This is a genomic window from Kitasatospora sp. NPDC059646, from assembly GCF_042734615.1.
Lineage (GTDB): Bacteria > Actinomycetota > Actinomycetes > Streptomycetales > Streptomycetaceae > Kitasatospora.
Genome location: NZ_JBHWDS010000037.1, coordinates 23,660 through 39,148, shown reverse-complemented (window position 1 = coordinate 39,148; position 15,489 = coordinate 23,660). Strand labels below are relative to the sequence as shown.

Annotated in this window: 11 protein-coding genes; 4 read left to right on the top strand and 7 right to left on the bottom strand. The window is 74.2% G+C overall.

The window, feature by feature from the left end; translation table 11 throughout:
• Positions 1-10 precede the first annotated feature (10 nt).
• Positions 11-3,049, top strand: coding sequence for an AAA family ATPase (locus ACFV1L_RS24215; protein WP_380369124.1), 3,039 nt, complete (start codon positions 11-13; stop codon positions 3,047-3,049).
• 7 nt (positions 3,050-3,056) lie between these two features.
• On the opposite strand, the gene ACFV1L_RS24210 is transcribed toward ACFV1L_RS24215, so the two are convergent.
• The 5 genes from ACFV1L_RS24210 to ACFV1L_RS24190 form a co-directional block, all read right to left on the bottom strand.
• The gene (locus ACFV1L_RS24210; protein ID WP_380369121.1) at positions 3,057-3,872 is read right to left on the bottom strand and encodes an alpha/beta fold hydrolase; all 816 of its coding nucleotides are present in this window, start codon (positions 3,870-3,872) and stop codon (positions 3,057-3,059) included.
• A gap of 23 nt (positions 3,873-3,895) precedes the next feature.
• Positions 3,896-4,117, bottom strand: a complete 222-nt coding sequence (locus tag ACFV1L_RS24205; protein ID WP_380369118.1) for a hypothetical protein — start codon at positions 4,115-4,117, stop codon at positions 3,896-3,898.
• A gap of 83 nt (positions 4,118-4,200) precedes the next feature.
• Positions 4,201-4,623, bottom strand: coding sequence for a secondary thiamine-phosphate synthase enzyme YjbQ (locus tag ACFV1L_RS24200; protein WP_380369116.1), 423 nt, complete (start codon positions 4,621-4,623; stop codon positions 4,201-4,203).
• Between the two features lie 215 nt (positions 4,624-4,838).
• A complete protein-coding gene (locus tag ACFV1L_RS24195) occupies positions 4,839-5,108 on the bottom strand; it encodes a hypothetical protein (protein WP_380369113.1) in 270 nt (89 codons plus the stop codon).
• Between the two features lie 350 nt (positions 5,109-5,458).
• The gene (locus tag ACFV1L_RS24190; RefSeq protein ID WP_380369110.1) at positions 5,459-6,334 is read right to left on the bottom strand and encodes a hypothetical protein; all 876 of its coding nucleotides are present in this window, start codon (positions 6,332-6,334) and stop codon (positions 5,459-5,461) included.
• A gap of 591 nt (positions 6,335-6,925) precedes the next feature.
• Between ACFV1L_RS24190 and ACFV1L_RS24185 the strand changes: the two genes are divergently transcribed.
• Entirely contained in the window at positions 6,926-9,106 is a 2,181-nt protein-coding gene (locus ACFV1L_RS24185) for a CDP-glycerol glycerophosphotransferase family protein (protein WP_380369107.1), read from the top strand.
• Positions 9,107-9,337: 231 nt separating this feature from the next.
• A complete protein-coding gene (locus ACFV1L_RS24180) occupies positions 9,338-10,009 on the top strand; it encodes a lysophospholipid acyltransferase family protein (protein ID WP_380369104.1) in 672 nt (223 codons plus the stop codon).
• A 7-nt stretch (positions 10,010-10,016) separates the two neighbouring features.
• Here ACFV1L_RS24180 and ACFV1L_RS24175 read toward each other — a convergent pair whose 3' ends face one another.
• Both ACFV1L_RS24175 and ACFV1L_RS24170 read right to left on the bottom strand, forming a co-directional pair.
• Positions 10,017-11,849: an ABC transporter ATP-binding protein gene (locus tag ACFV1L_RS24175; RefSeq protein WP_380369103.1), complete on the bottom strand. Its 1,833-nt coding sequence runs from the start codon at positions 11,847-11,849 to the stop codon at positions 10,017-10,019.
• Between the two features lie 179 nt (positions 11,850-12,028).
• The gene (locus ACFV1L_RS24170) at positions 12,029-12,802 is read right to left on the bottom strand and encodes an SDR family NAD(P)-dependent oxidoreductase (protein WP_380369100.1); all 774 of its coding nucleotides are present in this window, start codon (positions 12,800-12,802) and stop codon (positions 12,029-12,031) included.
• Between the two features lie 528 nt (positions 12,803-13,330).
• On the opposite strand from ACFV1L_RS24170, the gene ACFV1L_RS24165 reads away from it, so the two are divergent.
• Positions 13,331-15,391 carry a discoidin domain-containing protein gene (locus ACFV1L_RS24165; RefSeq protein WP_380369098.1) on the top strand — a complete coding sequence of 687 codons (2,061 nt, stop codon included), beginning with the start codon at positions 13,331-13,333 and terminating at the stop codon, positions 15,389-15,391.
• Positions 15,392-15,489: the final 98 nt, after the last annotated feature.

The following is a 15,489-nucleotide window of genomic DNA, read 5'->3' as shown; positions in this document are numbered from 1 at the left end:
GGACCGCCTGATGAGGCTGCACCAGCTCACCGTCACCGCGTTCGGCCCGTTCGCCTCGACGGAGCGGATCGACTTCGACCGCCTCACCGCGTCCGGCCTGTTCCTGCTGCGCGGGGCGACCGGCGCGGGCAAGAGCAGCGTGCTGGACGCGGTCTGCTACGCGCTGTACGGCGAACTGCCGGGCTCACGCCGGAGCAACGGCGTGCGCAGCGACCACGCCGACCAGGGCCGCCGCACCGAGGTGGTGCTGGAGGCGACGCTCGGCGGCCGGCGGTTGGAGATCACCCGCAGCCCGGAGCAGCCGCGGCCGAAGAAGCGCGGCTCGGGTTTCACCCTGGACAAGGCGCAGACGCTGCTGCGCGAGTGGGTCGCGGACGCCGGGGAGGGCGAGCCGGGCTGGATCGCGCTCAGCAGGTCGCACCAGGAGGCCGGCGAGGAGCTGACCCGGCTGCTCGGCATGAGCCGGGACCAGTTCTGCCAGGTGGTGCTGCTGCCGCAGGGCGACTTCGCGCGGTTCCTGCGCGCGGACTCCAAGCAGCGCGCCGACCTGCTGGGCAAGCTGTTCGACACCGGCCGGTTCGAGCAGCTGGAGCGCTGGACGGCGGACCGCCGGCTCCGCCAGGAGCACGAGGTCCAGGCGGGCCGGCAGAAGCTGCGCGACCTGGTGGCCCGCGCCGAGGAGGCGGCCGGGCCGCTCGCCGCGGACGCCGCCGCGCACCGGCCGGACGAGAACGCGTCGGCGGCCGACGCGCTGGCCTGGGCCGCGATGCTGCGCGGCACGGCCGCGGAACGGGTCGCCGCGACGGGGCTGGCGCTGGACGCCGCGGAGTCCGCCCGAGCCGGGGCCCGCGCGCAGCTGGACGCGCAGACCGCCCTGGCGGACCGGCAGCAGCGGTACCGCTCCGCGCACCAGCAGCAGCTGCGACTCGCCGACGCCGAACGGGAGTCGGCCGCCGACCGGGCCGTGCTGCGCACCGCGCTGGCCGCCGAGGCGCTGGCCCCGCTACGCGCCCTGCACCGGGGTGCGCTGGCCGCGCACACCGCGGCGGCCGACGCCGAGTCCGCGCACCGCTCCGCGCTCGCCGCCCGGGCCGCCGCGCCGTGGGCCGCCCGGCTGCTCGGCGAGGTCCGCTCCCCCGAGCAACTCGCCGCCGCCGAGCGCGTGTTGCGCGCCGAGGCGGCGTCGCTGGCGGCTGCCCGCGCGGACGAGGAGCGGCACGCCCGGCTGCTGGCCGAACGCGCGGAGCTGGCGGCCGAGCAGAAGCGGGCGGACGATCTGGCGGAGGAGTCGCAGGACTGGCTGGGCGGCTACGACGACCAGTTGAAGCAGCTGCACGCCGAGCTCGACGCGGCCCGCGACGCGCACGCCCTGCTCACCCGGCTCGACGCCGAGCACGCCGAGTCGACGGCCCGCCAGGACGCGGCGCGTCGACACCTGCGGCTGCGGGGCGCGCTGGCCGACGCGGAGGCGGAGGTCCGGGTCCGGACCGACGCCGCGCTGGCCGCCCGGGCCCGCACCCTGGACCTCCAGGAGCGCCGACTCGCGGGCATGGCGGCCGAGTTGGCCGCCCAGCTGACCGTCGGCGAGCCGTGCCGGGTCTGCGGCTCGCCCGAGCACCCGGCCCCGGCCCGCCCGTCGGCCGGGCAGGTCACGGCCGACGACGAGCAGCGCGCCCGCGCCGCCCAGCAGGCCGCCGAGGGCGAACTCGACGCCGCCAAGCACCGGCTGGCCGCCCTCCAGGTGGAGGCGGCGGCCGCCGGGACCGCCGCCGGCGGCCGCACGGTCGCCGAACTCGCGGCCGAACTCGACGGGTTGACGGCGCGACGGCGCGAAGCCCTGCACACCGCGGAGCGGCTGGTGCCGCTGGGCCAGCGGGTGGAGCGGCTCGAACACGAACGCCGGGCGCGCAGCGAGCGGCTGCGCCAGGCGGGCGAGCGCGGCGCCGTCCTCGCGGACCGGCTGGGCGCCGTCGCGGCCGAACTCGACGCGTTGGCCGGACGGATCGCCGCCGCCCGCGGTGACGCCCCGTCGGTCGCGGCCCGCGCCGCCGCGGTGGACGCGCTCGCCGCCGCCGTCACCGCCGTCCTCGACGCGGCCCGCGGCACCGCCGAGACCGCCGCCCGCCTCGCCGAGGCCGCCGACGCCCTGGGGCGGGCCGCCGCTGACGCCGGTTTCGCCGACCTGGCGGCGCTGGCGGCCGCCGAACTCCCCGCCCACCGGCGGGAGGCCCTGCGGCGGCAGTTCGAGCAGTTGGACGCCGCGCGCGAGCAGGCCGCCGCCCGGCTCGCCGATCCGGAGCTGCGCGCCGCCGCCGAACTCCCGCCGGCGGACGTCGCGGCCGCGCGCGCCGCCGAGGAGGACGCCACGGCCGCCCTGCGCGCCGCCGACGCGGCGCACCGCACGGCGCTCGACCGGGTCGGCGCGCTGGCCCGGATCACCGAGGCGCTGACCGCCCTCGCCGACGCCTTCGCGCCCGTCCTGGACGCGTACGCCCGGGTCAGCCGGCTGGCGGCGCTGCTCGCCGGCGCGCCCGCCGAGAACGCCCTGCGGATGCGCCTGGAGTCGTACGTCCTGGCGGCCCGCCTGGAGCAGGTCGCCGCGGCGGCCAGCCAGCGGCTGCTGAGGATGTCCGGCGGCCGCTACACCCTGGTCCACAGTGACGGCCTGGTCTCCGGCACCAAGCGCTCCGGGCTCTCGCTGAACGTCGTGGACGCCTGGACCGGCCGCGAACGGGACACCGCCACCCTCTCCGGCGGCGAGTCCTTCTTCGCCTCCCTCGCGCTCGCCCTCGGCCTCGCCGACGTCGTCACCGACGAGGCCGGCGGCATGCCCCTGGACACCCTCTTCATCGACGAGGGCTTCGGCACCCTGGACGAGAACACCCTGGAGGAGGTCATGGACGTCCTCGATTCGCTCCGCGAACGCGACCGCGCGGTGGGCATCGTCAGCCATGTCGCCGACCTCCGCACCCGCATTCCCGCGCAGCTCCTGATCCGCAAGCACCGGCACGGCTCCACCACCCACCACACCACCCGCGAGGACGCCTGAGGGCCCGTCACGCCGTGGGCGCCGCCAGGAAGTCGGCCACCAGCCGTCCCCAGTTCCTGATGTCCGCGAGGGTCCCGGCGGTGTGCAGCCGGGCGTCGGGGAGGTGGGCGGCGAGGGTGCGGGCGGTGCCGGCGGGGTGGACGGGGTCGGTGGGCCAGGCGAGGACCAGAGCGGGGTGCGGGAGGTCGCGCAGGCGCTCGGGGGCGGGCAGGTCGGCTTCGGCGGCGGCCCGGAGGATGGCCGGGACGAGGTGCTCGGCGGCGTCGAACTCCGTCGCGTACTGGGGTGCTTCGGTGAGCACGGCGGGCGGTCCGCCGATCTTCGCGGCGGCCCTGAGGGTGGCCGTGCCGCGCCGCTCCACCAGGGCGGCGGCGGCTCGCAGCCCGGCCCGGCGGGGCTCGCGGGCCGCCCAGGCGACGGCCGGGACGGCGAGGACCAGGCGGTCGAACCGTTCGGGCCGGGCGAGCGCGGCCCACAGGACCGTCGCGCTGCCCATGGACGCGCCGATCCCGGTGACGGGGCGGTCCGGCGAGAGGTGGTCGCAGAGCGCCAGCAGGTCGGCGGCGAGCGCGGGGTAGCCGTAGTCCGCGGGGACGGGCCGGCCGGTCGAATGCCCGTGTCCGCGCGCGTCGTAGCGGGCCAGGCGGTGGGTCGCGGTCAGCGGCGTCCAGTCGAACAGCCCGGCGCGCCGCTCGTGGGCGCGACTGGAGAGCGAGCCGTGGGCGTGCACGGCGAGCGGGCCGGGGCCGCCGGCGGTCTCGAAGGCGAGCGTGGCGTGCGGGCGTTCCAGCAGGCCGGTGGCGGTCGGTGCGGTCGTGGTCATCGGGCGGGCCGTCCGACGGTCCGTCAGCCGGAGCAGGCGGCGCGCTGGGCCTGCTGCCAGGTGCAGACGGGGCACAGGGTGGCGCCGGCGGTCTCGGCCGGGAACTCGGTCTCGCCGCCGCACAGCACGCACGCGGCGCGCTCGCCGGGTCCGCCGGGCTGCAGTCCGCGGCGGGCCCGCTCGGGGTCGGCGGCCACCTCGCAGATCTGCTCGGCGTCCGCGACGGGCCTCTCGGTCTCTGCCATGCCTCCAGGGTACGTCGCCCTGCCGTCCGGGCCCCGCCCCCACATCGGGGGCCCGGGTGCTCCAACAGGTGCGGTGGGAAGGGTCAGCCGAAGAAGGACAGGCGCAGCGTGCGTTCGGGGTTGTCGCCGTTGGTGTCGATCAGGACGACCGACTGCCAGGTGCCGAGGGCGAGTTGTCCGCCGACCACGGGCAGGGTGGCGTGCGGGGCGACCAGGCCGGGCAGCACGTGGTCGCGGCCGTGGCCGGGGCTGCCGTGGCGGTGGCGCCAGCGGTCGTCGGCGGGCAGCAGCTCGCGCAGGATGGCGAGCAGGTCGTCGTCGCTGCCGGAACCGGTCTCGATGACGGCGATGCCGGCGGTGGCGTGCGGGACGAACACGTTCAGCAGGCCGTCGCGTCCGCCGGCGACGTCCCGGAGGAAGGCGTGGCAGCGGTCGGTGATGTCGAGGGCGGTCTCCCTGGGGCCGGTGGTCACGTCGAGCGTGGTGGTGCGGAAGGTGTCGGACATGGGGCCATCCTGGCCGATCTTGAGGCGGCTCCCCCAGGCCCGGCGGACGAACGCCACCCGACCGCAAGGTGGCCCGCCAGGGCGCGCCAGCGCACCGCAACAGCGCGCCAGGGGACGGCGGTTCGGATCCGGGGACGCCGAAAGCCCGACGGACCCGTGGTCCGTCGGGTGCGCGGTGACGGGCGGCGGGACCGCCCGTCCTCACGTCGGCGTGCTCAGCCCCGGCTGCCGAACATGCTGCGCTTGAGGCGGCGCAGCGGGGCCATCAACGAGACCCGCACGGAGCGCCGGGGCACGGCGACCGGGACGCTGGGTCCACGCGGCGTCAGCTCTCTTATCAAACCGAGGGCTTCCGCCGTGTCCACCGCCGAGAGCGCGGGCGCGCCGAGCACGGCGAGGTGTCGGTCGATCCGGCGGCCGGTCGCGCCGACGCCGCACTGGATCGCGGGCACCCGGGGCCGCGTCCGCACTTGCATCTGTTCCATCTGTTTCCCACCCCTACGAGGCGCCAGGGCCGTGAGGCGAAGACTATCCGGCTATGACGGCCTTCACACAACCGTCCTGGTGTTCTGCCACCGTATCGTGCGAACGGAAGTGACGCTCCACCCGAGGACGGTGGCATCGGTCACGACTGCGCATCGGTTGATGGTGCACCATCCAAGCATGACCGGGCGTCAGGTGCTGCGGCGGCTCGGGTCGTTCGTGGGGCGCACCGCCGCAGCGGGGCGCGCGGGGCGCACACGCGTGCACCCTTCCCGCACCGGTTCGACCCCGGATCGGCCCGGCATCGCCGGAGCATCCCCACAACCCCCGCCCGGCCTGCGACAGTTCGGCCTCACACCAGTTCGACCTCGCGCGGCGGCCGGCGGTCCCGGGGCGGGTCGAGGACGGCGGAGACGCCGTAGCCGCACAGGCCGAGGCCGAGCAGTGCGGTGAGGACCAGGACGGCGACCCAGGCGGAGGGCTGGTGCCAGGCGATCCGGCCGCCGTAGCGGACCAGGCCGGCCAGGCCGAGCAGTCCGGTGAGCACCAGCGCGGCCATGCCGCTGCGGACCCGGCGCAGTTCGGCCTCGCGGCTGGCCAGCAGCAGCGCGACGCCGAAGGCGACGGCCCAGACGCCGAGTGCGCGGACGTCGAGCGGGCGGGCGGTCCACGGCCAGTGCGCGGCGAACCCGGCGGGGCGCAGCGCGAGGACGGCGCCGAGCACGGCCAGCACGGCGCCGCCGCTGACCATGGGCGCGGTGACCCACCAGGGCAGGCGCGGGGCGCGGACGGGGGCGGGGCCGCGGGTGAGGCACTGGGCGCCGAGGGCGATCAGGCCGATCGGCGGGGCGGCCAGGTGGACGGCGAGCCAGCCCCAGGCGCCGAGGAAGCCGAGGACGGGGCCGCCGTCCAGGTGCAGGGCGGGGCGGTCGGCGAGGGTGGCGGCGAGCATCAGCAGCATCAGCAGGCAGCTCGCGGCGGTGACCACCCGGACCTCGGCCCAGCTGCGGGCGCGGGCGGCGAGCAGCAGCATGACGGCGGCGCCCCCGTACGCGGAGCCGAGCAGGGTGGCGGTGACGGGGGACATCGCCCAGGCGAACAGGCTGTCGGTGGAGCCGGCGGCGGGCCACAGGGTGAGGAAGGTCCAGGCGGCGGCCAGGGCGAGCGGGCCGAGCACGAGAGCGCGCAGGACGGGGCTGACCGGCCGCACAGGCGGTGTGCTGGGCATCCTTCTCCGACCCCCTTGTCAGACGTGGCGTCAATATAGGAGCGGCCGCCGGGCCGGGCAATGGGCTGCGCACGGTCTGCGCACCGGGTCCCGACGGCCGCGCAACCCAGAGTTCAGAAATTGAACACATACGAGGGATTGACGCCGCCGAAACCTCCAAGCAATATCTGTATCGACACGGGATCACGGGTCGCGCCCGCTCATCCCCGATCGCTTGTGTTCGAGTATGAACGAATCATCTGATCGTCACACCACAGTCTTCCGGCACCACAGAGAGTCACATCACGGCCGTCTCGACGCTGCGGCGGCCCGACTCCGGAGTGGTGCACGGACCGGCGGTCGACCGTTGAGGGTCGGTCGGACCGCCAACCGGACTGCCGGTGCCGCCGCTGGAACGGCGCGGCACCGGCGGTCGCGTTCTCTTCGGTGAGCGCAGTACGCCGCCCGCGGCACCCCGGCCACCCCGACCACCTGCGCCCGGGGTGCCGCGGCTCCGGCCGCGCCCGGAGGCCGCACGGAGGCGCTCGGTAGAGTGGGCGGGGACCGGGCGACCTGCCGGAGCCACCCCATCCCTTCGCGGAGTGAACGCACGTGCCACCCCTGCTCAGCATCGTCCTGCCCGTCCACGGCGTGGAACGCTTCCTGCCGCAGTGCCTGGACTCGCTCCGGGCCGACGGGGCCGCCCCCGGCGAGGTCGAACTGATCGCGGTGGACGACCGCTCCCCCGACCGCAGCGGCGCCCTGCTGGACGCGCACGCCGCCGGCGACCCCCGGATGCGGGTCCTGCACCTGACGGAGAATCAGGGGCTCGGCGGTGCCCGCACCGCCGGCCTCGCCGAGGCCACCGGCACCTACGTCTGGTTCGTCGACAGCGACGACTGGCTGCCCGAGGGCACCATCGACGCGGTCCTCGCCGAGCTGCGCGCCGAGACCACCCGCGACGTGCCCGCCGACGTCCTGCTCACCGACTTCACGCACGTCTACCACGACGGCGGCGAGGAGCCGAACCCCTGGCGGCACGTGCTGGCCGGCTCGCCGCTGGTGTCCGGCTGCACCGCCGCCGAGCACCCGGCGCTGTTCAACTCGGTGCTCGCCGTGTGGAACAAGATCATGCGCCGGCAGTACCTGCTCGACCTCGACGTGCACTTCGGCCGCGGCCACTACGAGGACATCTCGGTCACCTACCCGCTGCTGCTGGCCGCCGACCGGCTGGTCTACCTCGACCGCCCCTGTTACCGCTACCGGCGCGGCCGCCCCGGCGCGATCACCGCCACCGCCTCCGCCAAGCACGCCGACGCCTTCGCCCAGTACGACGCGATCTTCGCCTTCCTGGACCGCAACGAACGGGCCGACCGGCTGCGCACCCTGGTCTTCGACCGCACCGTCAAGCAGGCCCTCACCATCTACGACACCCCCGGGCTGGTCCCGGTCGAGCTGCGCGCCGAGTTCTTCGCCCGGATCACCGGCCACTTCGCCAAGCACCGCCCGGCCGGCTACCACTACCCGTCCGGCGTGCGCGGCATCCAGTACCGGCTGGCCGCCCGCGGCTCCCGGCGGGCCTACGCCGAGCTGCGCCGCGGCGGCCGGCTGCCGGGCGCCGTGAAGCGCGGCACCCGGGCGGTCGCGCCCGGGGTGAAGAAGGCGGTACGCAGCAGCGCCCGGTTCACCGCGTACAACGCGTTCCGGCGACTGCCGATCGACGAGCACCTGGCGGTGTACGCCGCGTACTGGCACCGCGGGTACGCATGCAACCCGGCGGCGATCTACGAGAAGGCCAGGGAGCTGGCCCCGCAGGTGCGCGGCGTGTGGGTGGTGGAGAACGCGGCGCGGGCCGCGACGCTGCCGGACGGCGTGCCGTACGTGATCGTCAACACCCCGGCCTACCTGAAGGCGATGGCCACCGCCAAGTACTTCGTCAACAACGTCAACTTCCCGCACACCATGGCGAAGCGGACCGGCACCGTGCACGTGCAGACCCAGCACGGGACACCGCTGAAGGCGATGGGCATGGACCTGGTGGACCACCCCGTCGCGGCGGACGGGATGGACTTCGAGCGGCTGCGCGAGGCGGTGGCGCGCTGGGACTACCTGGTGTCGCCGAACCCGCACACCAGCGAGCACTTCGCCCGGGCGTTCCCCGGCACCTACCAGATCCTGGACACCGGCTACCCGCGCAACGACCGCCTGGTGCACGCCACTTCGGAGGAGTGCGCTCGGGTGCGCCGGGAGCTGGGCATCGCCCCCGGGCAGCGCACCGTGCTGTACGCGCCGACCCACCGCGAGTCCCGGGGCGGCTACCTGCCGCTGCTGGACCTGCCGGCGCTGGCCGAACGGCTGGGCCCGGGCTGGACGGTGCTGGTGCGCACCCACTACTTCCACGACGGCGGCGCGGGCGACCTGACGGCGAGGGAGGGCTCGGCCCGGCTGCTGGACGTCTCGGACCACCCGTCGGTGGAGGACCTGTACCTGGCGGCGGACACCCTGGTCACCGACTACTCCTCGATGATGTTCGACTACGCGGTGCTGGACCGGCCGATCGCCGTGTACGCCCCCGACTGGGAGGAGTACCAGCAGGTCCGCGGCGTCTACTTCGACCTGATGAAGGAGCCTCCGGGCGCGGTCGCCACCGAGCAGGACGCGCTGACCGAGGCGCTGCTGGCGGGCGACCCGGAGCCGGCCGCCCGCCAGCGCTTCCGCGAGCGGTTCTGCCCGTGGGACGACGGCCGGGCCGCCGAGCGCGTGGTCAGCCGGATCTTCCCGGTCCGCCGCTGACCCCCTCCGACGGCTCCCGTCCCACCTGGTGGGAAAACGCTTTCCCACCAGGTGGGCGTGACGAGGATCGCAGCGGCGCGATTGCGGCGGGTGGTGGACGGGCGGCGGGGGGAGTGTCGTAGTCTGCGGTTCGAACCCAGTGGTCCGACCTCCGTCCGAGCCGCGTGCCCGCCCCTCGGCAGGCACCGCACTTGGGCCCCGGGCGGTCCGACATCCGGCCAGGGAGGGCCAGTGATCGACCTCGTCACCAAGCTCGTGCTCAAGCCCCTCGCGAGGGCCGTCTACCGGCCCACCATCGAGGGCCTGGAGAACGTGCCGAGAAAGGGCGGAGTGATCCTGGCGAGCAATCACCTGTCGTTCGTGGACAGCGTGGTGATCCCGCTGGCGGCGCCGCGTCAGGTGTTCTTCCTGGCGAAGGCCGAGTACTTCACCGGCACCGGCCTCAAGGGCGCGATCTCCCGGTACTTCTTCACCCACGTGATCAACGCCGTGCCGGTCGAGCGCGGCAGCGTCCGGGCGGCCACCGCCTCGCTGGAGGAGGGTCTGGAGATCCTCAACTCCGGCCGGGCGTTCGGCATCTACCCGGAGGGCACCCGCTCGCTGGACGGCCGCCTGTACCGCGGCAAGACCGGCGTCGCCTGGCTGGCGCTGACCGCCGGCGTGCCGGTCGTCCCGGTCGCCCTGGAGGGCCCGCAGCACATCCTCCCGGTCGGGAAGCGCATTCCGCGGCTGCGGAAGATCACCGTCAGGTTCGGCGAGCCGCTGCGCTTCGACGACCTGCACGGCCAGGCCCGCTCCGCGAAGGCCCGCCGGCAGGTCACCGACGAGGTGATGGCCGCCATCCAGAAGCTGTCCGGCCAGGAGCTCGCCGACCAGTACAACGAAGTGCCGAAGGCCGCCTGACGCCCCGTCAGCCCGCCGGCGACGGCACCGGCGCCTCCCGGTCGAGCAGCGCGGCGTACCGGCCGTTCCGGGCCACCAGCTGGTCGTGGGTGCCGAGTTCGACGATCGCACCGCGGTCCAGGACGGCGATCTGGTCGGCGTCCCGGACGGTGGACAGCCGGTGTGCGATGGTGATCGTGGTGCGGCCCTCGGCCAGTGCGTCCAGCGCCTGCTGGACGGCCAGCTCGGTCTGGTTGTCCAGCGCGCTGGTGGCCTCGTCCAGGATCAGCACCGGCGGGTTGCGCAGCACGGTGCGGGCGATCGCCAGCCGCTGCTTCTCGCCGCCGGAGAAGCGGTAGCCGCGCTCCCCCACCAGGGTGTCGTAGCCGTCCGGGAGTTCGGCGATCATGTCGTGGATCTGCGCGGCCTTCGCGGCGGCGACCAGCTCCTCGTCGGTGGCGTCGGGCTTGGCGAACCGCAGGTTGTCGGCGACCGACGCGTGGAACAGGTAGGTCTCCTGCGAGACGACGCCGACCGCCCGGGCCAGCGTCTCGAACGACAGCTCCCGCACGTCCACCCCGTCGATCAGCACCCGTCCGCCGGTGACGTCGTACAGGCGCGGCACCAGGTAGGACAGCGTGGACTTGCCCGACCCGGTCTCGCCGACCACGGCCAGCGAGCCGCCCGCCGGCACGGTCAGGTCGATCGCGGCCAGCGTGGGCCGGTCCTGCCCGGGCCGGTAGTGGAACTCGACGTCCTCGAACCGCACGTCGCCGCGGATCCGCTCCAGCCGGACGGGGTGTGCGGGCTCGTCGATCTCCACCGGCAGGTCCAGGTACTCGAAGATCCGCTGGAACAGGGCCAGCGAGGTCTGCACGTCCACGCCGGTGGACAGCAGGCCGACGGTGGGGCGGAACAGGCCCTGCTGGAGCGAGACGAACGCGACCAGGGTGCCCAGCGAGACGATCGGCGCACCGGCCGCGGTGGCCAGCCCCGCCGCCCAGTAGATCAGCGCCGGCATCGCCGCCATCACGATCCCGATGGTCGACATCCGCCACCGGCCGGCCATGCTGGAGCGCACCTCCAGCGCCGCCAACTCGTCCGACTGGGCGGCGAATTCGCTGGTCAGAGAGGCGGAGCGGCCCATCGTACGGCCGAGCATGATGCCGCTGACGGACAGTGACTCCTGGACGGCGGAGGAGAGTCTGGCGAGCTGGCGCTGCCGCTCCCCGGTGATCTTCTTCCGTTCCCGGCCGACCCGGCGGCTGATCCAGACGAACACCGGGAGCAGCAGCAGCGAGACGATCGTCAGCCGCCAGTCCAGTGCGACCATCGCGGCGACGCTGGCCACCACGGCCGTCAGGTTCGACACCAGCGAGGTCGCGGTGCCGGTGACGGTGGCCTGCATCCCGCCGATGTCGTTGGCGATCCGGGACTGCACCTCACCGGTGCGGGTCCGGGTGAAGAACGCCAGCGACATCCGCTGCAGGTGCCGGTAGACCGCCGTCCGCAGGTCGTGCATGACCCGCTGCCCGACGGTGGTCGAGATCAGCGTCTGCAGCACGTTGAGGACGCTGGTGATCACGGCGGCCGCGATCATCCCGAGCGCGAGCAGGGTCAGCAGCCCCGTCCGCCGCTCCGGTATCGCCGTGTCCAGCACTGCCCGCAACAGGAACGGCGTCACCACCGACACCACCGCGGACGCCGCCACCAACGACCCCACCAGGGCCAGCCGCCCGGCGTACGGCCGGAACAGCCCCACGATCCTCCCCACCTGCGCCGGCCGCCTCTCCGCCCCCGCGGGCGGCTCCCACTCGATCCGATCCACTCGCACGGAAGCCTCCTGGCAGCCGACGGACATGACCCTGCGAGTTTAACGAGCTTCACTCACCATTAGCAAACCTAATTATCTGGAGCCCCGTCGGCGGGCGCGAGAACAGGAGCGCGACGGGCGGGGCGGGCGGGTGCGAGAACGGGGCGCGGGGACGTGTGCGGGCCGTGGAGGTGTCGGCGGGATCGCTTCCCCGCGCCCCGGGAGGGTCAGCCGGTCCTGTAGTCGCGGCCCGCCTTGGTGGAGAGGCCGCCGAGGCCGCCGAGCGGGAGGATCCGGGCGGCGGTGACGGCGGCCTTGTAGCGCTTGCCGGGGACGGAGAGCGGGCGGTTGCGGGCGAGGTCGCGGAGGGACTCGTCGACGACGCGGTCCGCGGTGAGCCAGCCCCAGGCGGGGATGGAGGAGGTGCCCATGCCGGCCCGCTGGTGGAATTCGGTCCGGGTGAAGCCGGGGCAGAGGGCCTGGAGCCGGACGCCGCTGCCGGCCAGGTCGCGGGCGATGCCGAGAGTGAAGTTGACGACCCATGCCTTGGTCGCGCCGTAGGTGCCCCGCGGGACGAACGCCGCCACCGAGGCGACGTTGACGATCCCGCCGAAGCCGCGCTCGCGCATCCCGGGGACGGCTGCCGTGGTGGTGCGCAGCACGGCCTCGACGTGGACCTTGAGCATGTCGAGTTCGTCCTGGACCGGAACGTCCAGGTACGCGCCGCGGTTGCCGAAGCCGGCGTTGTTGATCAGCAGGTCGACGGGCCGGGCGTCGTCCCGCAGCCGCTCCTCGACGGCGCCGATGCCGACGTCGGTGGCGAGGTCGGCGGCGAGGGTCTCGACCTGGACGCCGTAGCGGCCCGCGAGTTCCTCGGCGGACTGCCGCAGGCGCTCGGTGTCGCGGGCGACCAGCACCAGGTCGCGGCCGTCGCGGGCGAGGCGGCGGGCGAAGGCGGCGCCGATGCCGGCGGTGGCGCCGGTGATGAGAGCTGTGGTCATGGGCCCGACCGTACCGGGCGGTAGCCGGCCGTCGCACCGACCCGGCCCCGCAGGGCCGTCGGCTCTTCGAGGGATGCGCGGGGCGAGGGCGGCGCGCCCCGTCGTGGCGTTGGTCGGATCACCCTACGGTTTCGGGCAAACGCCGCTGTCCCACGCGGCGTCCGCCTCGTCCAGGAGAAACTGATGCTGTTCCAGCTTCGCCCCCGCTCCATAGAAGTCGCGCGCCCGGCCCGTCCCCGACCCCGGCGGTCCTGACGGCCGGCGCGCCTTCGCCCACTCGGGCCCGCCCCGTCTCCACGGGGCCGGGCCCGTCGCACGTTCGGCCGCCCCACCACCCGAGCACCTGACGACCTGTCGACATGTCGGCTCACCCGGCACCCGCCCCCACGGCTCCCGGAACTCCCCCGGGGCATCCCCCCATAGCACTTGATACTGACCGGTAAGTAATCCCGTCCGAACTATTGACGGACCGTCAACAGCTCGGGATTCTCGGGAAACCCGCCGCCTCCCCCGAGCCGAGAGGTGACCATGACCGGTAACCATCGCGCCAGGAACGTCCTCGCCCGCCTGCTGCCGCTGCTCCTGCTCGCGGCGGCGCTGGTCAGTGGCGCCATGCCTGGCCCCAACGCCCGTGCCGCCGACGGGTGGTGGAATCCCACCGCGCGGCCGGCGCCGGACTCGCAGATCAACGTGACGGGCGAACCGTTCCGCGGCACGGCCGCCGACGGCAGCGTCCGCGGCTTCGTCGACGCGCACAACCACCTGATGTCCGCCGAGGGTTTCGGCGGCCGGGTGATCTGCGGCGCCGCGTTCTCCCCGCAGGGCGTCGCGGACGCGCTGAAGGACTGCCCGGAGCACTACCCGGACGGTTCGCTCGCCCTCTTCGAGAACGTCACCGGCGGCGCCGACGGCCACCACGACCCGGTCGGCTGGCCGACCTTCGCCGACTGGCCGGCCCACGACTCGCTCAGCCACCAGCAGGACTACTACGCCTGGGTGGAGCGCGCCTGGCGCGGCGGCGAGCGGATCCTGGTCAACGACCTGGTGACCAACGGCCTGCTGTGCTCGATCTACCCGTACAAGGACCGCGGCTGCGACGAGATGGACGCCATCCGCACCGAGGCGCGTGAGTCGTACGAACTCCAGGCGTACGTCGACGCGATGTACGGCGGCCCCGGCAAGGGCTGGTTCCGCATCGTGACCGATTCCGATCAGGCCCGATCGGTGGTCGAGCAGGGCAAGTTGGCGGTCGTGCTCGGAGTCGAGACCTCCGAGCCGTTCGGGTGCAAGCAGATCCTGGACGTGCCGCAGTGCGACCGGGCAGCGATCGACCGCGGGCTGGACGAGCTGTACGCGCTCGGTGTCCGCAGCATGTTCCTCTGCCACAAGTTCGACAACGCGCTGTGCGGGGTCCGGTTCGACGAGGGCACTACCGGAGTGGCCGTGAACGCCGGGCAGTTCCTGTCCACCGGCACCTTCTGGACCACCGAGCAGTGCACCGGCCCGCAGCACGACAACCCGATCGGGCTGCCCACCGCACTGGCCCGGGGGATGCTGCCGGCCGGGGTGGAGCTGCCCACGTACTCGGCGTCCGCGCAGTGCAACACCCGCGGGCTGACCGAGCTCGGCGACTACGCGCTGCGCGGCATGATGAAGCGCCACATGATGCTGGAAGTCGACCACATGAGCGTCAAGGCGGCGAGGAGCGCGTTCGAGGTGCTCGAGTCGCAGGCCTACCCGGGAGTGATCTCCAGCCACAGCTGGATGGACCTCAACTGGACCGAACGCCTGTACAAGCTGGGCGGGTTCGCGGCCCAGTACCCGCACGACGCGAACGGCTTCGTGGCGGAGGCGAACCGCACCAAGGCGCTGCGCGACCAGTACCGGGTCGGCTACGGCTACGGCAGCGACCTGAACGGCGTCGGCGGCTGGCCGGGCCCGGTCGGCACGGGCGCGCCCAACGCGGTGACCTACCCGTTCCGCAGCGCGGACGGCGGCTCGGTGCTGGACCGTCAGGTGACCGGCTCCCGCACCTGGGACGTCAACACGGACGGTGTGGCGCACGCCGGACTGCTGCCGGACTGGATCGAGCAGATCCGACTGAGCGGCGGCCAGGGCGTGGTGGACGACCTGATGAAGGGGGCGCAGTCCTACCTCGGCACCTGGCGGGCCACCGAACGGTACTCCGCCGGCCGGGAGTTGGCGACCGGCGCGGCGGCCTCCGCCAGCTCCTCGGAGTGGAACCCGTTCACCTCCTACCAGCCCGGCCGGGCGGTGGACGGCGACCGCTCGACCCGCTGGGCCAGCGACTGGAGCGACGACCAGTGGCTGGGGGTGGACCTGGGCGCGGTGCGCACCGTGGACCGGGTGACGCTGGACTGGGAGCGCGCCTACGCCGCCGGCTACCGGATCGAAGTGTCCACGGACGGCAGCACCTGGCGCACCGTCTGGTCGACGTCGGCGGGCGACGGCGGGCTCGACACCGCCGCGTTCGCCCCGACGGCGGCCCGGTACGTGCGCTTCCACGGCACGGCGCGGGCCACCCAGTGGGGGTACTCGCTGTACGAGCTGTCGGTGCACGGCAGCTGATTCCGCCGCCCCGCACCGCCACGCGGTCCGACCACGGGACCGTCCGAATGTGACGAGCGGACAATCGGCCTCCCTGGGCCGATTGTCCGCTCGTCATC